The organism is Pseudoclavibacter sp. RFBB5, from assembly GCF_002931555.1.
Taxonomy (GTDB): domain Bacteria; phylum Actinomycetota; class Actinomycetes; order Actinomycetales; family Microbacteriaceae; genus Pseudoclavibacter.
Genome location: NZ_PSTZ01000001.1, coordinates 163,062 through 183,854, shown reverse-complemented (window position 1 = coordinate 183,854; position 20,793 = coordinate 163,062). Strand labels below are relative to the sequence as shown.

Here is a 20,793-nt window from a genome sequence, read left to right as displayed (position 1 = left end):
GACGAGCATCCGCTCACTGACCATGAAGGTGGCGGCACAGTCTGCAGACTGGCCGCCACCTTCTGGCCTCTCCCCCCTGACAACGGGGTTCCCCAGCAACTGAGCTTCGTAGATTGGATGCCGTTCGATGAAGATCGTCACGCCGCAGTCGCTGCCACGGGAACGGCTCGGCACCGACCTTCGCTCCGGGAGCGTGCACGAGATCTGGCGCGACCCGGACGACGAGGTCGATCCGAGGTGGAGCCTGTCGCTCGTCGACGTGAAACGCAACGTGAAGTCGCTGCACCGGCCCGAGGGAACCGTCGACCACTGGCTCGGCATCAGCGGCCCGCAGCTGCGACTCGTGGATGGCACTCGGCAGGAGAAGGTGCGGGCCGACCACCAGATCGTCGTCGAGTCGACGACCCCGCTCCTCTTGCTGCGCAGCTCCATCGGGCGCGCGAAGAGCACCAGGCTGCTGCGGGTGACCCGCAAGTCGGAGATGCAGCCAATCATCCTCGGCCGGGTCTTCGTGAGCGACCCCATCGAGTTCGACCCCGACGTTCGCGCCATCTACCTCATCAGCGGCCGCCTGAGCCTCGGCGGCACCGAGCTCGCCGAGGGCGAGGCCGCGATCTTCGACGAGTCCGCCCCACCGGTGATGCACTCCGACGGGGCGTTCGTCGCGACCATGGCGATTCCCTGCGCCGAGATTGGCCATGAGTAGAGGAAACTCTATGATTTGTCAAGAGATTCGGCGCTAACTGCCAGGTTCAATAGCGTCGTCTGGCGCGGAAATGCTCACCGCATCCGCGCCAGACAACACTATGGGCACCTTCATCTATGACAACACACCAACCGAGTTCGACGACCGAGTGCTCGCGCACCTCGAAGCCGTCGTCGGAACGAAACTCAGGCGCGGCGAGTCGTTCCTGTTGAGCTGGCGCAACGACGCGCTCACCGGCGGCGGCCGCGACGCCGTCTGGATGAACGCCAACGTCCCGGTCCTGTTCAACTACCGAGGCGAGCGGCCGACCGACCTCGACCGTCGAGTCCTCGCGCACCTGCTTCGCATGGCCAACAGCCCGGGCGGCGTCGTGGCGCCGAGCGCAGAGGACCTCTAGCTCGCGTAGAGCTCCGCGTACCCCGCGACTTCGCGCGCGTACTCGGCCGGCAGGTTGTATGCCGAGATCGCCGTGTTCCACCCGTCGTCGGTGGTGAGGTCGCCGCCCCGCTCGCACAGGTAGGCGGCCGCCGTCTGCACGGCGTCGTCGATGTGGTGGGGGTCGGCGACCCCGTCGAAGTTCGCGTCCTGCCCGTGCTTCGCCCACGTCTCCGGGATGAACTGCATCGGGCCGACTGCCCGGTCCCATTCGGTATCACCGTCGAGGGCGCCGCCGTCGGTGTCAGGAATCGCGAGGAATCCCTCGCTGCCGTCGAGGGGCACCCCGATGATGGGCGGCTCGACCTGGCCGGAGTCCAGCACCTGCGACCCGCCGTAGGTGCCGTGCTTGGACTCGACCGCGCCGATACCGGCGAGCGTGTTCCAGCCGATGCCGCACTCCGGCCGCGTCTCCGCGACCCGGATCGCGGCCCCCGCGTACGCCGAGAGGGCGCGGACCGGGATGCCCGTCGCATCGGACGTCGCCTGCACCCAGGCGGGCGAAGCGAGCTCCGCAACCGGCACATCCCAGATGCCGAACCCGGCCGACTCGGGCAGCTGCTGCGGCGGCGCCACCGGGTATCCCTCAGCGGCAGGGTCGAGGTAAGGCTCCGTCTGCACCTGCGACTCCTGCGCCCCACTCCCCACCTCGTCCTCGCCGTACGCGGGCGAGAAGAACGACCCGGCGCATCCCGTCAGCAACGAGGCCGACGCGACGCCGGCGCCGAGAGCCGTGAGGAGACGGGCGCGAGCGGGGGAGCTTGCGGACGAGACGATGATGCGGGCCCTTCCTGGGGTCGGGACGTGGGGGTGCCTGGCGTCGAAAGGGACAGCGTACGTGCGGCCACGGACGCTCGACTGGATGCGCGCCGAGGGCCGCCACGATCGCGGCTCGCAATTCCGGTCGCCGACACGACCAGCAAACTTCGGTGACGACGGGGGCGTTCGCGTCCGTTGAGCGTCCGTCAGGCGCGAGTTGTCGCCGAAGTCTGCCGCACAGCTGTCCGCCAGGAGGAGGTGGCCGCGATCAGCGCGCGGCCCAGGTCAGAGCGCCGGAGGCGCCACGGGCTCAGCGACCGCTTCCTTCTTCTTGTCTGGCACGAGCTTCAGCCCGATCACGGCGAGGATGATGCCGGAGATGAAGACGGCCTTCCACGGGGAGAACGCTTCGTCGCCGGTCGCCATCGCGTAGATGACGGTGAGGGCCGCCCCGATGCCGACCCAGACGGCGTAGGCGGTGCCGATCGGGATGCGCGCCGCCGCCCAGCCGAGGCCGAGCATGCTGAGCACGACCCCGACGAAGAAGACGATCGTGGGGAGGGGCTGCGTGAACCCCTCCGACTGGCCGAGGGCGGTGGCCCAGACGGCTTCGAGGATGCCGCTGATGACGAGTGCGATCCACGCCATGGTCAGCTCACCAACTTGAGGCCGATGACCGAGCCGACGAGCAGCACGAGCAACAGGACCCGTGCGACGGAAACCCGCTCCTGCTTGGTGACCATCGCCCAGATGACGGTGAGCGTCGCGCCGATGCCCACCCAGACCGCGTACGCGGTGCCGGTCGGCAGCTGCGTCATCGCCCACGCGAGGCCGGCCATGCTGATGGTGAGCGACACCAGGAAGACGACGACGGGGACGGGCCTCTTGAAGCCCTTCGAGGCGGAGAGCGCAGAGGCCCAGACGGCCTCCAGCATTCCAGACAGAATCAACACGAACCAAGCCACGACGGCTCCTTCTGAGTCAGTCTTGTCGTGGTGCGGGTACTGCTCCCTCGTCCGCAAGCCCGATTCCGGGGCTTCAAGGTTCAACGGTAGCAACGGGCCGCTCCATTGGCCAGGCCGGAGTCGCGTGCAGTGCGGATGCACAGGGCCTCGGGTGCACAGGGCCGCGGGTGCACAGGGCCGCGGGTGCTCAGGGCCGCGGCTGCACGGCCGGCGCCGTTGCATACGGCGACGCACCTGACAAGGGCGAGGACTGCCCTCCGGATGCGCGCGACAATCGGGGCATGTCCCCCACATCTTCCCCGTCGTCGACCCCGGCCCTCAAGCGCGACGTCACTGGGCTGCTCCTGTTCGTGTTCATCCTCGGCGATGTGCTCGGGGCTGGCATCTACGCTCTCGTCGGCACCATCTCCGGCGAAGTGGGCGGCGTCACCTGGTTGCCCCTGCTGGTGGCGCTCGGCATGGCGCTGCTGACGGCCGCGTCCTACGCCGAGCTCGTCACGAAGTACCCGAAGGCGGGTGGTTCGGCGGTGTTCGCGCAGCGCGCGTACCGCTCCGAGTTCGTGTCGTTCATGGTGGGGTTCTGCATGCTCGCGGCGGGTGTCGTCAGCGCGGCCAGCCTTGCTCTCGCGTTCAGCGGCGACTACCTCGCCACGTTCATCGACCTGCCGCCGGTCGTCGGCGCATCCCTCCTGCTGGTGCTCATCGCGCTCGTCAACCTGCGCGGCATCAAGGAGTCCCTGCGCTCGAACATCGTCATGACCTGCATCGAGCTGACGGGCCTCGTCCTCGTGGTGGTGCTCGTCGGGGTGCTCGTCGGGAACGGCGGCGGTGACATCGGCCGGGCTGTGTCGTTCGGCGACGACATCAACCCGTTCCCGGCCGTGCTCGGCGCGGCCCTCCTCGCCTACTACTCCTACGTCGGCTTCGAGACGAGCGCGAACCTCATCGAGGAGGTGCGCGAGCCGTCGAAGGTCTACCCGAAGGCGCTGTTCTTCTCGCTGCTCACGGCGGGCTTCATGTACATGCTCGTCGGCACCGCAGCATCCATCGCCGTCCCCTCCGACGAGCTCGCCGAGTCCACCGGTCCGCTCCTCAACGTCATCGAGGCGACCGGGGTGCCCGTGCCAGCCTGGCTGTTCAGCGCGATCGCCCTCATCGCGGTCGCCAACGGCGCGCTGCTGACCATGATCATGGCCAGCCGCCTCACCTACGGCATGGCGGGCCAGGGGCTGCTGCCTCGCATGCTGGGGCGCGTGCTCCCCGGGCGACGCACCCCGTGGGTCGCGATCGTCGTCACCACGGTCTTCGCGATCGTGCTCACCGCGACCGGCGGCATCGCCGTGCTCGCCGAGACCGTCGTCATCCTGCTGCTCATCGTGTTCCTCAGCACGAACCTCGCCGTGCTCGTGCTGCGCCGAGACAAGGTCGAGCACGCGCACTTCAAGGCCTGGACCGTGCTCCCCGTGCTCGCGATCATCTCCTGCATCGTGCTCCTCACCCAGCAGAGCGGCGAGGTGTGGCTGCGCGGCGGCATCATCGTGGCCGTCGGGGTCGTCACGTACGTCGTGTTGCGCGCCGTCCGGCGCTCGAAGAACTCGCGAGCGGCGACGCCCGTGGAGTAGTCGGTATCGCGCGTTCTACACCTTCGGGCCCGGTTCGCGGTACCCCTCTTGAAAACACAGGCGCGGTTGATGGTCTCTCGGTACCGGCGCATCCGCGTCGAACCGGAACGATGACGAGGAGACTCCCCCATGTACTTCCACGCACAGACCTGGATCAACGACATCGCCGACGGCGAGCCAGACCCCGCGGCCGCGAATGCCCTGCAGGAGGGGCTCGGCGGGCAGTTCGGCGAGATGCGCACCATGATGCAGTACCTCTTCCAGGCGATGAACTTCCGCGGCCCGACGGCGAAGCCGTACCGTGACCTCATCCAGGGCATCGGCACCGAGGAGATCAGCCACGTCGAGCTGATCGGCACGACCATCTCCCGGCTGCTCGATGGGTCGCCCGAGTACACGGGCAAGCTCACGGACCCGCTCGACAAGCCGGGTGCCGGCGGCGCGACGCCCTTGAAGATCGCCCTCGACACGAGCAACATCCACCACTACCTGGTCGGCGCGCAGGGTGCTCTGCCCGTGGATGCGGCGGGCAACCCGTGGAGCGGCAGCTACGTCTACAACTCCGGGAACCTGCCCCTCGACTTGCTCTACAACCTCATGCTCGAGTCGACGGGGCGGCTGCAGAAGTGCCGCATCTACGAGATGACCGACAACCCGACGGCGCGTGGCACGATCGCCTACCTGATCGTGCGCGACCAGGCGCACGAGAACGCGTACGCGAAGGCCCTCGAGACGCTCGGCGTGAACTGGAAGTCGCTGCTGCCCATCCCGAAGACGAACGCCGAGTCGTTCCCCGAGGTGAAGGAGCTGCTCGACCTGGGCCTGCAGAGCAAGCAGTACTCGTTCGACCTCGACGGCAAGTCGGAGGCAGGGAAGATCTTCCAAGGCGACTCGCCTTCGAAGGACGGCACGACGTTGGACGCTTCGGAGCAGGCCCCCGCCGGAGCTCCGTCGTTCATCACCCACGAGCGTCTGGAGGAGTTCGCGCCTGGCCTCGACACCGACCTGCTCGCCCTCATCCAGGCGACCGCAGAGCTCGAGCTTTCCGAGATCAACGGGTTCTACGGGCCGACGACGGCGTAAGTCCAGGGCGCAGGCCGGGGCACAGTCCGGGGCAAAGCAGCCCAGCTCCTCAGCCCAGCTCCTCCGCACCGCAGCTCCTTGTCGCCGCACTGCGCGGCGGCGGGGAGCTGCGGGCGTTCACGAGAGTCGGGGAACGAATCGGAGCCCGGTCAAAACGGTGGAGGGTCGAGGCCCGGCATGACGCCCGGCTCCTCGCCGGTCCTCGGTCCAAGCTCGGGCCCGGGCTGCTGCACCCGGTAGGCAGTTCCTCCGATCTCGAGGCCCGGTTCGCCGGGCGGGGAGGGTCCGAAGGTGACGCCCCTCGGTTCGGGAACATCCTTCAGCGGGATGCCCGTGGGCGATGTCCATTCCATGACTCCGCCGGGCAGCTGGCAGACCTCCCAACCGGTGTTGCCTTTGACCGTGTGGTTCCAGCGACAGAGGTCAGCGAGGTTGACGAGGCTCGTCGGCCCGCCTTCAGATGCCGGGATCGTGTGGTCGAGGTCGCAACGCTCTGCAGGGAGCCGGCATCCCGGGAACCTGCAGTGCACATCCCGAGCCCGCAGCCACGCGCGCATCGCCTCCGTCGGCCGGTAGCGGTCGACCTCGACGACCGTTCCAGTGATCGGGTGGGTGAGGATGCGCTCGAAGGACGGCGCGTTGGCTGCGAGCGCCTTCGCGACGCTCATCGGGATGGGCGTGACGCCGTCGAGGAGCGCGGGCGTCGTATCGAGCGCACGGCCGTCGCCGTCGACGTCGCCGTGCTGAGCGTGGAGCATCGCGAGCACCGGCAAGGTGATGGACACCTTCGCGGTGATGCCCGCCGCTTCCGGACAGGTCGTCAGCCTGCCCGTGAGCAGCAGCTCGGCAAACACGTCGGCCCGCACCTGGTGGAAGGTCCGCGGGTCGTCGGAATCAGAGCCCCGCGCCGCGATGATGGCCTTCGCGATCTCGGACAACCGCCCATCGATCGCCGTGAGCACCGGCAGCGAGTGCCGCGCGCCGAGCGACCCCATGCCATCCGCCTCACTCGAGACGAGCACGGCCCGGGACGTCATCGACTGCTCGTAGCGTTCCTCGAGCGACGACGCCGTCAGCCGCTCCGCCTGCTTGATGGCGAAGTCCTTCAGCCTGCCCGGTGACGTCGAACGCGCCTTCTCGAGCGCGAGCTGCACGAACAGCTCGCGGCGCGCGGCCTGTTCCGCGGTGTCCTCGTGCACGACGATCGTTCCCGCCTCGCACACGATGCGGGCATGCGCCATCGACACCTCGCCCGCCGCGAGCGCGGCATGAACGAGCGGGAAGTCCTCAGTGAGGACCGCCGAGCGGCCCATGATGCCAGACACCGCCTGCCTCGAAGTCTTCGTGACCGCGGCGATCTCCGCCTTCCACGAGCGAAGCGCCCACTCCTGCTCGAGTGTGCCCTCGCGCTCGTCCTCTGCGAGGGCCGTCCGAGCCGCGAGTGCGTAGACGCGCGCCTGCTCAGCCTGGGCACGGGCGAGATCAGCGTCGGCATCGACGATCGACCGGACCACCAGGAAGCGCTCGAGCATTCGCACGCGCTCCACTAGCGAGTCGGGTGGCCTCCACCCCTCCGGGATTCTCGTCGCGAGTGCTTCATCGATCATGCGATCAGCTTCCACCCGACCACCGACATTCTTGGTCCGGTCCGAGAATCGAGGGCACCGCGGTGCCCAAAGGTAGCCTGAATCTGCGCACGCGGCTCGCCGTCTGCACCCCGAGGTCAGCGGGTTCTCCGGGCCGACGGCGGCCCAGCCCTCAGCGGTGCGCCTCCTGGCGCGGTTCTTCCGGCAGCCACACACGCATCTCGCCCTGGTCGCGGTTGCCCCAAGAGAAGTAGGGCACAAGCGTGAGCCGGGTCGCCTGGTCGACATCTGCGATGAGCCGGGTGAGTGGACCGCTCGGGTGGCCAGCATCCGTTTCCGCCGAGAAGCTGCAAGCGCTTGGCAGCGGCACCTCGTCGAGCGGATGCGCGTTGTCGACCCCCTCGGCCGCGTAGACGAGCGGACCGCGCACGACCGCAACCTTGCCGACGGCGTCAACCACCCGGGGGTCGGCGCGTTCGCGACGAACGGCGAACGGGAGGTCGATCTCGAGCAGTTCCCCGTCGAGGAACTCTCGTCGAATGACTGCGTAGCCGCGCCTCAGCTCGAAAGGCACCGGAGAACCGCCCACGGTCATCTGCACGTGCTCCGCCCAATCCGGGATGCGGATGCGCAGCTCGAGTCCCACGGATCGTGCCCCTTCCAGGCACACCTCGAGGCTCGCTCGCCCCTCCCACGGAAGGTCGCTGCGCTGGCGAAGTTCCACCGAGACGCCGGCCGTCTCGAAGCGGAGCGAGCTGCCGATGAAGAAGTTCACGGTCACGGTGAAGGGCTCGGCGCCGACGTGGGCGTCTCCATCCTCGCCACCTGCACCCGACCCGTCGCTCAGGCTGTACGAGTAACCGCCGAGGGAGGTCAGGAGCCTCGCGAGGTTCGGCGGGCAGCAGGCCACCCCGAACCAGCTCGAACGGCTCCGCTCGCCGTTGCTCGCGAGAGGATTGTCGTAGAAGAAGGCGGTGCCGTCGCTGCTGGCTCCGGCGAGAACAGCGTTGTAGAGGGCCCGCTCCGCGACGTCGAAGTACGTCGAGTCAGGGTCGAGCCTCGCGGTGCGCTCGGCCCAGAAGACGAGCCCGATTGCCGCGCAGGTCTCGGCATACGAAGTCAGGTTCGGCAGGTCGAAGTCGCTCGTGAAGCCCTCGTTGTGGGCCGAGGAGCCGAGGCCACCCGTGACGTACATGCGTCGCGAGGTGAGGTTCTGCCACAGCTTCCCGTTGATGGCGCCGAGGCTCGTGTCACCGTCGGCGAGCGCGAGGTCTGCGACCGCGCTGAGCGAGTACATGGCGCGCACGGCGTGCCCGACGACCTTTGTCTGCTGCCGGATGGGGAGGTGCGACTGGAAGTACTCGTGCTCGGTCTCGAGCTCGCCCCTGGTGCCGGGGAACCCGATCCCGAAGTGGCCAGGTCCGCCGCGCTCGGCGACCTCCTGGTCGAAGTACTTCGGCGACGTGCCTCGTTCCTCGACGAAGTACCTGGCGAGGTCGAGGAAGCGTTCCTGCCCGGTGTGCCGCCACAGCTTCACGAGCGCGAGCTCGATCTCCTGATGGCCGTCGTAGCCGCGCAGCTGCCCCTCGCCCAGACCGAAGGTTTGCTCGATGAGGTCGACGTAGCGGATCAGGATGCCGAGCATCCGCTCTCGCCCGGTCGCCTGCGCGTAGGCGACGGCCCCTTCGATGAGGTGGCCTGCGCAGTACAGCTCATGTGAGTCGCGCAGGTCGGTGAAGCGCCGCTCGGGGGCGACCGTCGTGAAGTACGAGTTGAGGTAGCCGTCCGGCTGCTGCGCAGTTTCGAGGAGGTCGACCAGCGCTTCCACTTCCGCGGCGAGCACGGGGTCGTCTGTTACGACGAGCAGGTTGCTGGCCGCCTCTATCCACTTGCCGATGTCACTGTCCCAGAACGGATGCGGTGAGCCGTCGCGCGACCATTCACCGCCGAGCGCCTCGAGATGGCCGACGCTGCGGAACTGCTCGAGCATGTGCGGCAGCATGACCTCTCGGACCTGACGGATGCGCGGCGACCAGAACTCGTCGAGTATGCGCACCTGGCGGAGCGGGGCCGGTCGCGAGCTCATCCGTGTCGCTCCAGCACCGTCGCGGCCGAGGGCAGAGTGAGGCGCTGACGCGGGCCCTCGTTGCCGGCGCGGTCGGTGGCGGCATATTCGAGCACCTGCTCCTCGTCGGTGAGGGCCCGCACGAACGCCTCCTGGAACGTTCCCCAGAACGTGCCGGGGCCTTCCCACTGGATGCGCTCCACGCCGGACACGTCATCGTCGGCGAAGAAGGTCACTTCGACACTGCTCCCGAGCTCCTTGAGCCGGACACGAACCTCGGGCGGGGCCGTGTCAATGCTGAGGTCGCGGCTCGCGTAGCCGCACCGACCGTCACCGCCCGTGGCTCTCGCCGTGACCGTGTGCACCCCCTCGGCGCCCAGAGCGAACGGGCCGTCGTATGGCCGCCAGTCTCCGTCATCGATTCGCGTCTCGATGCAGATCTCCGAAGAGTCGGACACCACGTCGAGGATCACCGCGTCGAGCGTGAGCACGGGTTGCCTCGTGAACCAACCCGACGGGGCCGGGTCGACATCGACGCGGATGCTCACGGCGGGCGGCATCGGAGGGTCTTCGGCCGAGTCGCCGATCGTCCAGGCCGTGAGCGTTGCTGGCGAACCTTCGAGCGTGGTCTCGGAGACGCGTGGCCCGAGCTCGCCCGTGTCCCCGCCCGTTGCCCCGACGACGACCGTCACCGTCGAGACCCGGCATCGGCCATCGCCAGCCAGGTCGGCCTCCCCGGCGGTTTGCAGCACGGCCTCGAGCTCAGCACCCGAGAGCAGCCCCTTGGAGCGCGTGGACTTCACCGCCTCGAAGACCGCCTCGAGGAACGCTGGCCTGTCGGCGAACGGCGCCAGACCCCAGAGCGCTTCGAGGAAGGTCTCCCCGCTCGAGTCGGCCCGGTTCGGTACGCCGCTGTCGCGTCCGGCGAAGGCGATGGTCGAGTCGGCGGCCCGCACATACATGTGGAACCGCGAGTCGGCTCCAGACCAGCTCGGGTCGAGGTCGAGGCCGGCGAACCGCACCGAGCCACCACCCGTACGTTCGCCGAGACGCCCCGCGGCCCGGTCGCCCACGCCCGCGTCCTCGAGCAGCGTCCCGTCGAGCATCCGCCGCCCGAGCAGACCGAGCTGTAGCGGCGTCGTCGCTTCCGACCTCGCGAGCAGCACGGTCGGGCCGTACTGCAGGTGGTGCAGGCGCGGGTCGTCGATCGTCGGGGCAGACACGAGAGCCATCGGCAGGTCCAGCGAGATCACGTCGCCGTGCGTGAACCCGCGACGGATCGTAGCGAACGTGCCGGGGCGAGCTTCCACCTCGAGCGGCTCCCCGTTCAGCTGCAGTCTCACGGGGCCGGCAACCCAACTCGGAATGCGGATGTGCACGGCGCTGGCCCCCAGCTCGTCGCTCTCGGCCTGAGCTGCGCCGGGTGCGCCGCCTGGCAGCGCTGCGAACGAGAGCGCGAGCTCGCCGACGGCGGGCAGCCCGCTGCTGAGCTGCACCCGCAGCCCTGCCTCGCGCCAGTGCAGGGTCGACGCGGTCGGTAGGGTGACCCAGAGCTCGCGCCCGGCGGAGAAGAAGACGGAGTCCTGGTACTTCACGTGGTTCTCGAGCCCCGTACCGCCGCAGCAGGTGCCGACGTTGTCGTATTCACGCACCGCGCCGGGGTGCACCGGGAACATGTAGGTCACCTCGGGGCTCGTGTCGGAGTCGACGGCCCGGCGTGAGCCGAGGATGTGGTTGAGCATTGCGCGTTCGGAGTAGTCGAAGAAGCGCGGGTCGAGGGTGTGCTGGAAGAGCAGCCGAGCGATCTTGAGCAGGTTGTAGGTGGCGCAGGTCTCGGCGTTGCGCTGGCCGATGTTGCCGGCAACCGTCTGCGGCGGCCCCCAGAGCTCGCTCTCGCCCGTGCCACCGTGCGCGAACATCCGCCCAGGCACGATCTGGTCCCACAGGCCGAGCACGGCGTCGAGGTAGCGGCGTTCCCCCGTCAGCTCGAACTCGTGCAGGTACCCGACGAGCTGCGGCAGGTGCTGGTTGGCGTGCATCTTCGTGAGGATGTCGTCGCCCGCGACCCCCGCGTCAAGGAGCGCCTTCGTGTCGAAGAAGGATGCCGTCTCCAGGAACGCGGGCTCGTCGGCGGCCGCGCTCAATCGGGCCATCGTCTCGTTCATGCCGCCGAACTCCCCGGCGATGTAGAGCGACCACATGCGTTGCCGTTGCGCGGGGTCGAGCCTTTCGAGGCGGGCGTGCACCCAGTGCCCCATGCTCGTGACGACCTCGAGGGCCAGGGTGCTGCCGGCGAGCTCGTGTGCGTCGAGCAGCCCCGCCATGATCTTGTGGCACGTGTAGTACGGGGCCCAGATCTCACCGTACGGGGCGTACGACTCGAGGCGAGCGAATTGCCACTCCCCGTAGGCGGCGAGGAACCCGGGATGCGAGTAGCGGCCGGACTCGGCGAGGACGGCCTGAACTTCGGCGAGCCCCGCTACACACGCATCCACCTTGGCGAGGAGCGCTGGGGCGCGCTCCCCCGCGTAGGCCATCGACAGCATCGACAGGAAGTGGCCCGCGTAGTGCCCGCGCAGCAGGTTCGCGGTCTGCGCGTGCTCGCGGCCGGGGTAGTCGGCCTCGCCCCACGCCTCTTCGAGCGGGTGCCCGAAGTCCTCCCACGTTCCCGGAGCCGCGGCACCCCGCGTGTCGATACCCGCGTTGGCCCGGAACACCGCGAGGAGGCGATCGATCGGGTAGACGTCGGCGAGGTGCAGCATCTCGTTGCGTGCACGCGCGAAGACGCTCGCGTCGTCGATGGCCACGTCGCCGAGTCCGAACGGGGTGACGAGGGGCGGCGCGATCCGCTCGGTGCGGGGAGCGCGGGTGGGAGAGGTCATGCTGCTCCGTTCAGAGAACGCGGAAGATCGGGGGCGGGAGGTCTGGGGTGGTCAGGAAGCCAGGGAGACCAGCACGGTGTGCTCGGGGTGCTGCGGCGGGAGGTGGAGACCGGCGGTGGTGAGGACGCTGCCCGCGAGGGTCGTCTCGCGCTGCCACCAGCCCTCGACGTTCGTCTTGTGGGGGCCGACAGCATCGGCCGGGTGCACGAGACCGACCCGGTAGCGGCGACGCTCATCGAGGCCGGGGATGCGGAAGCGCCCTGGAGGGTACGACAGCCCCGCCCGCAGTTGGGTGACGGCGAAGAGCGCTTCCGTGCGGTCGTGCGCCACGACGCCGCGGATCGCGACGGCGTCGTCGATCGGGTCGCCGTGCACCACTCTCCCGCTGTGCAGCAGGGGGCGCCAGCGCTTGTAGAGGGCCACCCACTCGGCGAGCTCCTTCGTCTCGGCGTCGGAGATCCTGGTGAGATCCCACTCGATGCCGAGATGGCCGAAGATCGCCTGGGCTCCGCGGAAGGCGAGGTCATGGGTTCGCGACGTGGTGTGCGAGCGAGCTGCGCCGATGTGCGAGCCGATCATCTCGGGCGGCAGCAGCATCCCCGTTCCGGCCTCGATGCCGACGCGCTCGAGGGCGTCGATGGTGTCTGACGCCCACAGTCGCTCGGCGCGACCCATCATGCCGAGGTCGGCGCGTCCCCCTCCCCCGGAACACGACTCGAACTCGACTGTGGGGTGCCTGGCGTGCAGCTCATCGAGGAGCCGGTACGCGGCGCCCGTCTGCGCGTGCGCGGACGCGCGCCCCGTGGCTGCGTCGCCCGCCTCCGCGAGGTCGCGGTTGTGGTCCCACTTGACGTAGGCGATGGGGTACTCGGCGAGCAGGGCGTCCATCGCCTCGAGCACGTGCGCGAACGCGCCCGGATCGGCGAGGTTCAGCACCTGCTGGGAGCGGGAGGAGGCGGGGAGCCTGCCGTCGCCGGGCTGCAGCATCCACTCGGGATGCGCGCGTGCCAGGTCTGAGTCGGGACTCACCATCTCGGGCTCGAACCACAGCCCGAAGTCCATACCCAGCTGCTGCACCCGCGCGACGAGCGGCCACAGGCCGTCCGGCCAGACGGCGCGGTCGACGCTCCAGTCGCCGAGCCCTGCGGTGGAGTCGCGTCGGCCGGAGAACCAGCCGTCGTCGAGCACGAAGCGTTCCACCCCGACCGCCGCGGCGCGTTCCGCGAGCTCGAGCAGCCGCGGGAGGCTGTGGTCGAAGTAGACCGCCTCCCACACGTTGCAGAGCACTTTTCGTGGCCCCCTCGGGTGCTCGGGCCTGGCGCGGAGGAAGTCGTGGAAACGCGCTGAGAGCGCGTCGGTGCCGTCGCCGTGAGCCGCCCACAGCCATGGCGACCTGTACTTGTCGCCGGGTGCGAGCGCGCCTTCGCCCGCCAGCAGCAGTTCGCCGCCAGTGAGCACCCGCGTGCCCGTCGGCTGCACGCGCTCAGCAGCGACGGAGGTGTTCCCCGACCAGCCGACGTGCACACCCCACACCTCGCCCGCTCTCGCCGAGAACCCCGGGGTTCCCGCCGCAAGCAGCATCGTCGCGTCGTGCCCCCGAGCGCGGCGACTCTCGCGCAGGTGGGTGCCCGGCTGGAAGGCGCTGCGCTGCTCCTGTCGTTCGAGGAGATGCCTGCCGGTGTGCTCGAGGATCTCGCCAGCGCAGACCGGAACGGGCAGGGCGATTTCCAGCGCATCGAGGCTGAACGGGCTCGAGCCGACGTTCGTCACCCAGGCCCGCGCCCGCAGCAGCCCGCTGGGTGCGAGCTCGAGCGTCAACTGCAACTGGAGTTCTGCGGCCGCGTCGTGGGCGAGCCAGATGAGGCGGTCGCTCCCGGCCTCATCCGCTCGCCGGGCTCCGGTGACGCGGAAGCGAGGCGAGAAGGACCGTCCGTCGCGGTGCCCGCGCAGGCCCGGCCTGCCGAACCATCCACGCGACGCCTCGGGGAGCAGCGAGACCCGCGGTTCCTCGTCGAGCGTGTCCGAGCCGAGCACCGTGCTGTTCGCCGCCGCGAACGAGGCGAGGTCACCCTCATCGAGCTCTCCGAGGTCACGACCCCAGTGCAGGATGCAGGGCAGCTCGTCGCCCCGCCGCTCGACGACGACGCTCACCCCGTCTGAGCGCAGGTGCTCGAGGATCCTCTGGGGTGTTTCAGGCACGGCCGAGTTGCTCGCGCGTCCAGCGCTCGACCCCGTCTGCGTCGATCGGGAGGCCGTCGGAGAGCACCTCATGACCGTCGTCCGTCACGAGCAGGTCGTCCTCGAGGCGAACGCCGATGCCGCGCAGCTCAGGCGGCACCGTCTCGTCGTTCGCGTGGAAGTACAGGCCGGGTTCGACGGTCATGACGACGCCAGCCTCGAGGTCGGCACCCATGTACTCCTCGTACGGCGAGTGGCTGCAGTCGTGCACGTCGAGGCCCAGATGATGGCCGACCCCGCACGCCAGGTAGCGGCGGTGCTGCTGGCCTTCGGGAGAGAGTGCCTCATCGACGGAGACAGGGAGCATCCCCCAGTCATGCAGCCCCTGCGCGATGACCTCCATCGCCGCGAAGTGGAAATCGAGGTAGGGAACGCCCGGTCGAATCTGGGCCATGCCGGCCCGGTGCGCCTTCTCGACGAGGTCGTGCGCGGCGCGCTGTTCGGCGGAGAAGGTCCCGCTGGCTGGGATGGTGCGCGTCACGTCGGCAGTGTAGAGCGAGTTCGTCTCAACGCCCATGTCGAGCAGCAGCGCCGCGTCCGGCAGCACGGGGCCGTCGCAGCGCACCCAGTGGAGGATCGGCGCGTGCGGCCCGGACCCGACGATGGTCGAGTAGCCGGGGCCGTTCCCGAAGGTGCGAGCGTGCCGGTCGAAGGTGCCCTGCAGCCAGCGCTCGCCCAGCCCGTCCTCGATAGCCCGCGGTACCTCGCTCACGACCGCCGCGAATCCACTCACCGTGTCGTAGACGGCACGCCTGAGCTGCGCGATCTCCCATTCATCCTTGACCATGCGGAGGTTCGAGAGCTCCCTGTCGAGGTCCGGCGAGCGCAGCAGCGAGAGCGCTTCGATCGTCGATGCCGATACCGAGGCGCTCGCGAGGGCGCCCCGAGCGCCACGCACGACCGTGAGCTCCGGCGTGGCCCGCACCTCGAGCTGGAGCGCCTCGGCCCATTGCCCGATGCCGGGCGAGGCTCCCACCCAGAGCTCGCCGTGGTTCGCGTCGCTGAAGAAGCCAGCCTCGCCGGGGCGGAACGGCGCGGGCAGGTACAGGGTCGCGTCGTGCCCTCCTGGCACCGGATGCATGACAAGCGTCGCGCCCTCGACCTGACAGCCCGTGAGCCACACGAAGTCGCTGTTCGCTCGGAAGCCGTAGTTGCAGTCGTCGTTGCGAACCGGGGCGACGCCGCTCGAGACGACGATGGTCGAGGTGGCGAAGCGGGCGCTGAGGCGCGCTCGATGCGCCGCGGCCGCGGCCGCCGCCCCCTCGGTGAGCGCGACGGGCGCATCCACGTCCTGCCAGCCCTTCGCGATGAAGTCAGTGAACGCTGGGATGGTCGCGAGCTTCGGATACCTCGTGCCCGCGTACGGGGGCCGAACGGAGGCCGCGCCCGTTGGTGCGTCTGCGCCCGTGGCCATGTCTGTGTTCGCTGCGTTCATCGTCGCTCTCCTCCTCGGTCTCGGACCAGCTCCCGCAGGCGCGTGAAGGTGCGCCCCGAACTGATCCCGTCGTGCTCGAACTCGTTCGTGACCCAGCTGACGGAGTTGCCGACGCGCGAGAGCGTGTCGAGCTGCAGGTGGGCATCCACGTACATGTCGTCGTAGTAGACCGCGGCTGCGACCGGGGCCTCGTTGGCGGCGAGCGTCTCGAAGTCGTAGAGGCGGCTCCAGAGCTCGCGCTTCGCGAGCTCGTGCACGGCGTCGCGGAACCCACGCAGCAGCCTGACCTCCTCGAACATCCACGGAAACGCCATCTCGCCCGTGAACAGCAGCGGATGACGGTCGACGCCGAACTGCGGTCGCCGGTCGCGCTCGCGCTGCGCCGCCCAGTTCGTGGCCCCGCTCGACTCGTCGCCGTAGATCGACTCCTGCAGGGTCCAGAACAGCGGGTTGCCCGCGCTGGAGGTGCGCGCGAGCACCTGCGCGAGGAACTGCTCGCTGAAGCGGCCGTCGGGCGTGAATGCGTCTTCGAGCAGCCAGTGCATGCGCTCGAAGCCGGGTTTCATGCCGAAATCGAGGCCGAGCGACTGGAAGCGCTGCACCGTGAGGCGGTCGCCGTCCGGGAGCCGCACCTCATCAGCCGCGAGGCGGTCGGCGATCGTCGAGACCACGTCGATGTCCTGCGGGTACCGCCTCGCGAACTCGGCGTTCTTCTGCTCGACGCGCGTGAACGTGCGCCGGTACACTTCCGCGGCGTCGGCGGGGGTACCCGGGATGCCGCCGCACACGTAGCTCGCGGCGATGGCCGCCGGCGCGTGCGACAGGTAGGCGAGCGTGAGCCAGCCGCCGTAGCTCTGCGCCAGCGTCGCCCACAGAGCACCGCCATAGAGCGCCGTGCGCACGTGCTCGAGGTCACGCACGATGGAGTCGGCCCTGAAATGCGCGAGGTAGTCGGCGCCGCTGGCACCGTCGCCGAGGGCCGCGATGCTGTGCGCGTCGATGGGCGTGCTCCGCCCCGTGCCCCGCTGATCCACGAGCACCAGGCGGTAGTGCTGCAGCGCCTCGCCGATCCAGCCGGTGGCGTCGAGCGGGCGGGGGTTCGCACCGCCGGGCCCACCCTGCAGGTAGGTCAGCAGCGGGAGCTCGTCGCGCCGCCGGTCGGGGTCGACGAGCTCACGCACGAACACCGAGATCTCTCCGGCTTCCGGGTTCCACCAGTCGAGCGGCACGCGGATGCTCCGCTCGCTCACCCAGATTCCGGGCAGCGAGTACTCGACCACGTCGCTCATGCGCTCTCCTCCTGTGCTTCGCGCTCCGCGCGGCGGCGGGCGCGCTCGTTCTTCTTGCGGCGCGCATCCCATTCCGGATTGATGCGCGGGACCGCGGCGAGCAGGGTGCGCGTGTACTCGTCCTTCGGGCGCTCGAACACCTGGTCGCGCTCGCCGATCTCCACGATGCGGCCCTCGCTCATGACGGCGACCCGCGTCGCGATCTGCCGCACGACAGCGAGGTCGTGGGCGATGAAGAGATAGCTGAACCCCTCTTCTTCCTGCAGCTGCCTGAGGAGGTTGATGACCTGGGCCTGCACCGACACGTCGAGGGCGGAGACCGCCTCGTCGCAGATGACCAGCTTGGGGCCGACGGCGAGCGCGCGCGCGATGCCGATGCGCTGCGCTTGGCCGCCGGAGAACTGCGCGGCGTAACGGCCGGAATGGTCGGGGTTCAGGCCGACGCGCTCCATGAGCCCTCTGGCGAAGCTGCGCGCTCCACCGGGGATCGAGCGCTTCTGGTAGACGAGCGGCGCCGTGATGAGCCGCTCGACGGTGTGCCGTGGGTTGAGGGAGGAGAACGGGTCCTGGAACACCACCTGCACCTCGCCGCGGAAGGCGTGCAATTCCTTGCCCTTGATCGCGCTCACGTCTTGCCCCTGGAACTCGACGGTGCCGCTCGTAACGTCCATGAGGCGCGCCACGAGCCTGGCCGTCGTCGACTTGCCCGAGCCTGACTCTCCGACCAGCGCGAGCGTCTCACCCTCGTGCACGTCGAGCGACACGTCGTCGACGGCGCGGAAGGTCTTGCTCTTCGAGAAGAGGCCCCCGCCCGACTCCGTGCTGAACTCGCGCACGAGGTTCCGCGCGCGAAGCAGTGGTTCCCGGTCGCTCATCGCGTCTCCTCCTCGCGCATGGTCTGCACCGGCACGGTCGTGGTGCGCAGCAGGCCGATCTCGTCGTCGATGCGGGGCACGGCATCCAGCAGCAGGCGCGTGTACGGCTCCTGTGGGTCGGTGAAGATCTGCTCGACGCTGCCCGATTCGACGAGCTCGCCCCGCTGCATCACCACTATCTGGTCGGCGACCTCGCTCACGACAGCCAGGTCGTGGGTGATGAGGATCATGCCGGCCCCCGTGTCCTTCCTGATCTCCGTGAGGAGGTCGAGGATCTGCGCCTGAACCGTCACATCGAGCGCCGTCGTCGGCTCGTCCGCGATGATCAGGTCCGGCTCCATGCTCAACGCCATCGCGATCATGACGCGCTGGCGCATGCCACCGGAGAACTGGTGCGGGTAGTGGTCGACGCGGCGAGCGGCGTCGCGAATGTGGACGCGCTCCATCGCCTCGATCGCCACCTTCTTGGCCGCCGCCCTGCTCACACCGGAGCGGTGCGAACGGTAGGCCTCGGCGATCTGCGTGCCGACCGTGTAGTACGGGTTGAGCGACGAGAGCGGGTCCTGGAAGATCATCGCGATGCGGTCGCCGCGGATGGCGCGCATGGCCGGCTCGCGCAGCGTGCTCAGCTCCTCGCCGTCGAAGACGAGCGAACCGGACCGCTTGGCGCCCTTGGGCAGCAGCCCCATGATGGCGAGGCTGGTCATCGACTTGCCCGAGCCGGATTCGCCGACGATGCCGAGGGCACCGCCGCGAGGCACATCGAAGTCGATGCTCTTGACGACGTCGGTCGGGCCCTCGGCCGTCGCGAACGAGACGGTGAGGTCGCGGACGCTGAGCAGCGGCCCTGCGCCGGGCCCATTGGCAGCGGATGCGGACGCGTTCATTTCGAAGCTCCAACTCTGACCCGGGGGTCGATGACGGAGTACAGAAGATCGACGACCATGTTGCCGACAACCACGAGGAACGCCGCCAGTAGGGTGACGCCCATGATGACGGGCTGGTCGTTCTTCGTGATGGAGTCGGCAGCGAGCTTGCCGACGCCATTGATGCCGAAGACCGTCTCCGTGATGAGCGCGCCGCCGAGGAGCCCGGCGAAGTCCATCCCGAAGATCGTGACGATGGGGGTCAACGCGGGACGCAACGCGTGCCGTCGCCAGACGAGGCTCGGGCGCAGGCCCTTCGCCTTCGCCGTGCGCACGTAGTTCTCCTGCAGCGTGTCGATGACGTTCGCGCGAGTGAGCCGCGTGTACGTCGCCGCGTAGCCGATGGAGAGGACCACCCACGGCATGATGAAGTTCAGGAACCACTGCACGGGGTTGTCGAGGAACGGCACGGCCTGCGGGAACGGCAGCCACCCGAGCGACACGACGAGCACGAACTGCAGCAGCAACGCGAGCACGTAGTTCGGAATCGACATGCCACCGAGCGTGAGGCCCGTGATGAAGCGGTCTGCGAACTTGTCCTCCTTGACGGCGCTGATGACGCCGCCCGTCACACCCGTGAGGAGCCACAGCACCGCGGCGCCGATGGCGACGGTCGCGGAGACCGGCAGACGCTGCAGGATCATCTCGGTGACCGGCTGGCTCGACTGGAACGAGTAGCCGAGGCAGGGGGCCGCGCACTGGATGACGGCGCCGCTTCCCTCGTACGTGCGACCGAAGAAGAGGCCCCCGAGGAACGTGCCGAACTGCGTCCAGAAGGGCAGGTCGAGGCCGAGGTTCTCGCGGATCTGGTCGATGCGCTCCGGGGTGCAGTTCTTGCCGCAGATCTGCACGGCAGGGTCTGGCGAGAGCACGAAGAACACGACGAAGGTGAAGAGGCTCACCAGGAACAGCACGAGGACCATGCCGAGGAGGCGGTTGATGGCGTAGCGGGTCATGAGCGAGCCTCCCCGGACTCGGCGAGCTTCTTGATGCGGTCACCGAGCACGGTGAAGGAGAGCACGAGCAGGAACAGGAAGATGCCTGGGATAAGGAAGTACATGGGGTCGACCGCGTACCAGCCGACGGAGCTCGCGATCATCTGACCCCACGAGGGTGTCGGGGGAACCACGCCGACACCGAGGAAGGAGAGACCCGCCTCGGTGCCGACGTAGCCGGGGATGGCCAGCGTCGTCATGACGATGATCGTCGAGCGCAGGTTCGGCAGGATCTCCCGGAAGATGATCTGCAGGCTCGACGCGCCTGACGCCTTCGCCGACTCGACGTACTCGCGCTGCTTGATCGACATCGTCTGTCCGCGCACGATGCGGGCCAGGTACGGCCAGCCGAACACGGAGATGACGAGCACCAGCAAGAGCTGCCGATTGTCGGCCGGGAGGGCCGAGAGCACCGCGATCATGAAGATGAGCGCGGGGAACGCCATGAGGAACTCCATGACGCGGGAGATGATCGTGTCGACCCATCCGCCGAAGTACCCGGAGAGCAGCCCGAACACGATGCCGAGCACGCTTGTGAGCGCCGTCGCCGACAGTGCGATGGTCATCGAGACCTGCGCCCCGTAGACGATTCGGGCGAAGATGTCCCGCCCGCTGCCCGGCTCCACGCCGAACCAATGCTCGGCGCTGATGCCGCCCCATGCCCCGAGGGGCACGCCTCCGAGGTTCGGGTCGATCGCGCTTTGGTCGAACGCGTACGGGTCCCAGCCGCTCAGCTTGACGAGGAGTGGAGCCGTGATGGCCATGAGGATGATGAGCACGATGTACGCGCTCGAGAGCACCGCTCCCCAGTCGCGGAAGAAGGCACGAGCGAGCCGACGGCCGGAGGCAGGTGGTGCATCCAGGGTCTCAGCGAGACCCGGATCACCACCCGCCGTGCCCTCGACCTCGAGATTGGTCGACGAGAAGGTCAT

General features: G+C 68.9%; 17 protein-coding genes and 1 riboswitch. Of the genes, 4 read left to right on the top strand and 13 right to left on the bottom strand.

Annotated elements, in window-relative coordinates:
* The first annotated feature begins 127 nt into the window (after positions 1 to 127).
* Entirely contained in the window at positions 128 to 706 is a 579-nt protein-coding gene (locus C5B97_RS00880) for a hypothetical protein (RefSeq protein ID WP_104310261.1), read from the top strand.
* A 70-nt stretch (positions 707 to 776) separates the two neighbouring features.
* Positions 777 to 1,103, top strand: a complete 327-nt coding sequence (locus C5B97_RS00875; protein ID WP_258067819.1) for an ATP-dependent DNA ligase — start codon at positions 777 to 779, stop codon at positions 1,101 to 1,103.
* On the opposite strand, the gene C5B97_RS00870 is transcribed toward C5B97_RS00875, so the two are convergent.
* From C5B97_RS00870 to C5B97_RS00860, 3 genes are all read right to left on the bottom strand, one after another.
* Positions 1,100 to 1,762: a lytic transglycosylase domain-containing protein gene (locus C5B97_RS00870; RefSeq protein WP_104310259.1), complete on the bottom strand. Its 663-nt coding sequence runs from the start codon at positions 1,760 to 1,762 to the stop codon at positions 1,100 to 1,102. The two genes, C5B97_RS00875 and C5B97_RS00870, sit on opposite strands and share 4 nt — an antisense overlap.
* Before the next feature lie 423 nt (positions 1,763 to 2,185).
* Positions 2,186 to 2,548 carry a multidrug efflux SMR transporter gene (locus C5B97_RS00865; protein WP_104310258.1) on the bottom strand — a complete coding sequence of 121 codons (363 nt, stop codon included), beginning with the start codon at positions 2,546 to 2,548 and terminating at the stop codon, positions 2,186 to 2,188.
* A 2-nt stretch (positions 2,549 to 2,550) separates the two neighbouring features.
* Positions 2,551 to 2,865 (bottom strand): multidrug efflux SMR transporter, encoded by a 315-nt coding sequence (locus tag C5B97_RS00860; RefSeq protein WP_104310257.1) that lies wholly within the window; start codon positions 2,863 to 2,865, stop codon positions 2,551 to 2,553.
* A gap of 10 nt (positions 2,866 to 2,875) precedes the next feature.
* Positions 2,876 to 2,942, bottom strand: a riboswitch (guanidine-III (ykkC-III) riboswitch).
* A gap of 204 nt (positions 2,943 to 3,146) precedes the next feature.
* On the opposite strand from C5B97_RS00860, the gene C5B97_RS00855 reads away from it, so the two are divergent.
* Together C5B97_RS00855 and C5B97_RS00850 are read left to right on the top strand one after the other, a co-directional pair.
* Positions 3,147 to 4,487 carry an APC family permease gene (locus tag C5B97_RS00855; protein WP_104310256.1) on the top strand — a complete coding sequence of 447 codons (1,341 nt, stop codon included), beginning with the start codon at positions 3,147 to 3,149 and terminating at the stop codon, positions 4,485 to 4,487.
* Positions 4,488 to 4,616: 129 nt separating this feature from the next.
* A complete protein-coding gene (locus tag C5B97_RS00850; protein ID WP_104310255.1) occupies positions 4,617 to 5,570 on the top strand; it encodes a manganese catalase family protein in 954 nt (317 codons plus the stop codon).
* Positions 5,571 to 5,719: 149 nt separating this feature from the next.
* Here the strand turns inward: C5B97_RS00850 and C5B97_RS00845 are convergent, their stop codons facing one another.
* The 10 genes from C5B97_RS00845 to C5B97_RS00800 form a co-directional block, all read right to left on the bottom strand.
* Positions 5,720 to 7,177 carry an HNH endonuclease signature motif containing protein gene (locus C5B97_RS00845; protein ID WP_181026843.1) on the bottom strand — a complete coding sequence of 486 codons (1,458 nt, stop codon included), beginning with the start codon at positions 7,175 to 7,177 and terminating at the stop codon, positions 5,720 to 5,722.
* A gap of 151 nt (positions 7,178 to 7,328) precedes the next feature.
* Positions 7,329 to 9,242 carry a glycoside hydrolase family 127 protein gene (locus tag C5B97_RS00840; protein ID WP_104310253.1) on the bottom strand — a complete coding sequence of 638 codons (1,914 nt, stop codon included), beginning with the start codon at positions 9,240 to 9,242 and terminating at the stop codon, positions 7,329 to 7,331.
* Positions 9,239 to 12,103: a beta-L-arabinofuranosidase domain-containing protein gene (locus C5B97_RS00835; protein WP_104310252.1), complete on the bottom strand. Its 2,865-nt coding sequence runs from the start codon at positions 12,101 to 12,103 to the stop codon at positions 9,239 to 9,241. Before C5B97_RS00835 ends, C5B97_RS00840 begins: the two co-directional genes overlap by 4 nt.
* 51 nt (positions 12,104 to 12,154) lie before the next feature.
* Positions 12,155 to 14,302 carry an alpha-galactosidase gene (locus C5B97_RS00830; protein WP_258067818.1) on the bottom strand — a complete coding sequence of 716 codons (2,148 nt, stop codon included), beginning with the start codon at positions 14,300 to 14,302 and terminating at the stop codon, positions 12,155 to 12,157.
* Positions 14,295 to 15,776, bottom strand: coding sequence for an aminopeptidase P family protein (locus C5B97_RS00825; protein WP_258067817.1), 1,482 nt, complete (start codon positions 15,774 to 15,776; stop codon positions 14,295 to 14,297). Before C5B97_RS00825 ends, C5B97_RS00830 begins: the two co-directional genes overlap by 8 nt.
* Entirely contained in the window at positions 15,773 to 17,065 is a 1,293-nt protein-coding gene (locus C5B97_RS00820; protein ID WP_104310250.1) for an alpha/beta fold hydrolase, read from the bottom strand. Before C5B97_RS00820 ends, C5B97_RS00825 begins: the two co-directional genes overlap by 4 nt.
* Positions 17,062 to 17,940: an ATP-binding cassette domain-containing protein gene (locus C5B97_RS00815; RefSeq protein ID WP_104310249.1), complete on the bottom strand. Its 879-nt coding sequence runs from the start codon at positions 17,938 to 17,940 to the stop codon at positions 17,062 to 17,064. Before C5B97_RS00815 ends, C5B97_RS00820 begins: the two co-directional genes overlap by 4 nt.
* Positions 17,937 to 18,827, bottom strand: a complete 891-nt coding sequence (locus tag C5B97_RS00810) for an ABC transporter ATP-binding protein (protein WP_104310248.1) — start codon at positions 18,825 to 18,827, stop codon at positions 17,937 to 17,939. Before C5B97_RS00810 ends, C5B97_RS00815 begins: the two co-directional genes overlap by 4 nt.
* Entirely contained in the window at positions 18,824 to 19,822 is a 999-nt protein-coding gene (locus C5B97_RS00805; protein ID WP_104310247.1) for an ABC transporter permease, read from the bottom strand. The genes C5B97_RS00810 and C5B97_RS00805 overlap by 4 nt, the downstream gene beginning before the upstream one ends.
* Complete coding sequence (locus tag C5B97_RS00800) at positions 19,819 to 20,793, bottom strand: ABC transporter permease (protein WP_104310246.1); 975 nt, start codon at positions 20,791 to 20,793, stop codon at positions 19,819 to 19,821. Before C5B97_RS00800 ends, C5B97_RS00805 begins: the two co-directional genes overlap by 4 nt.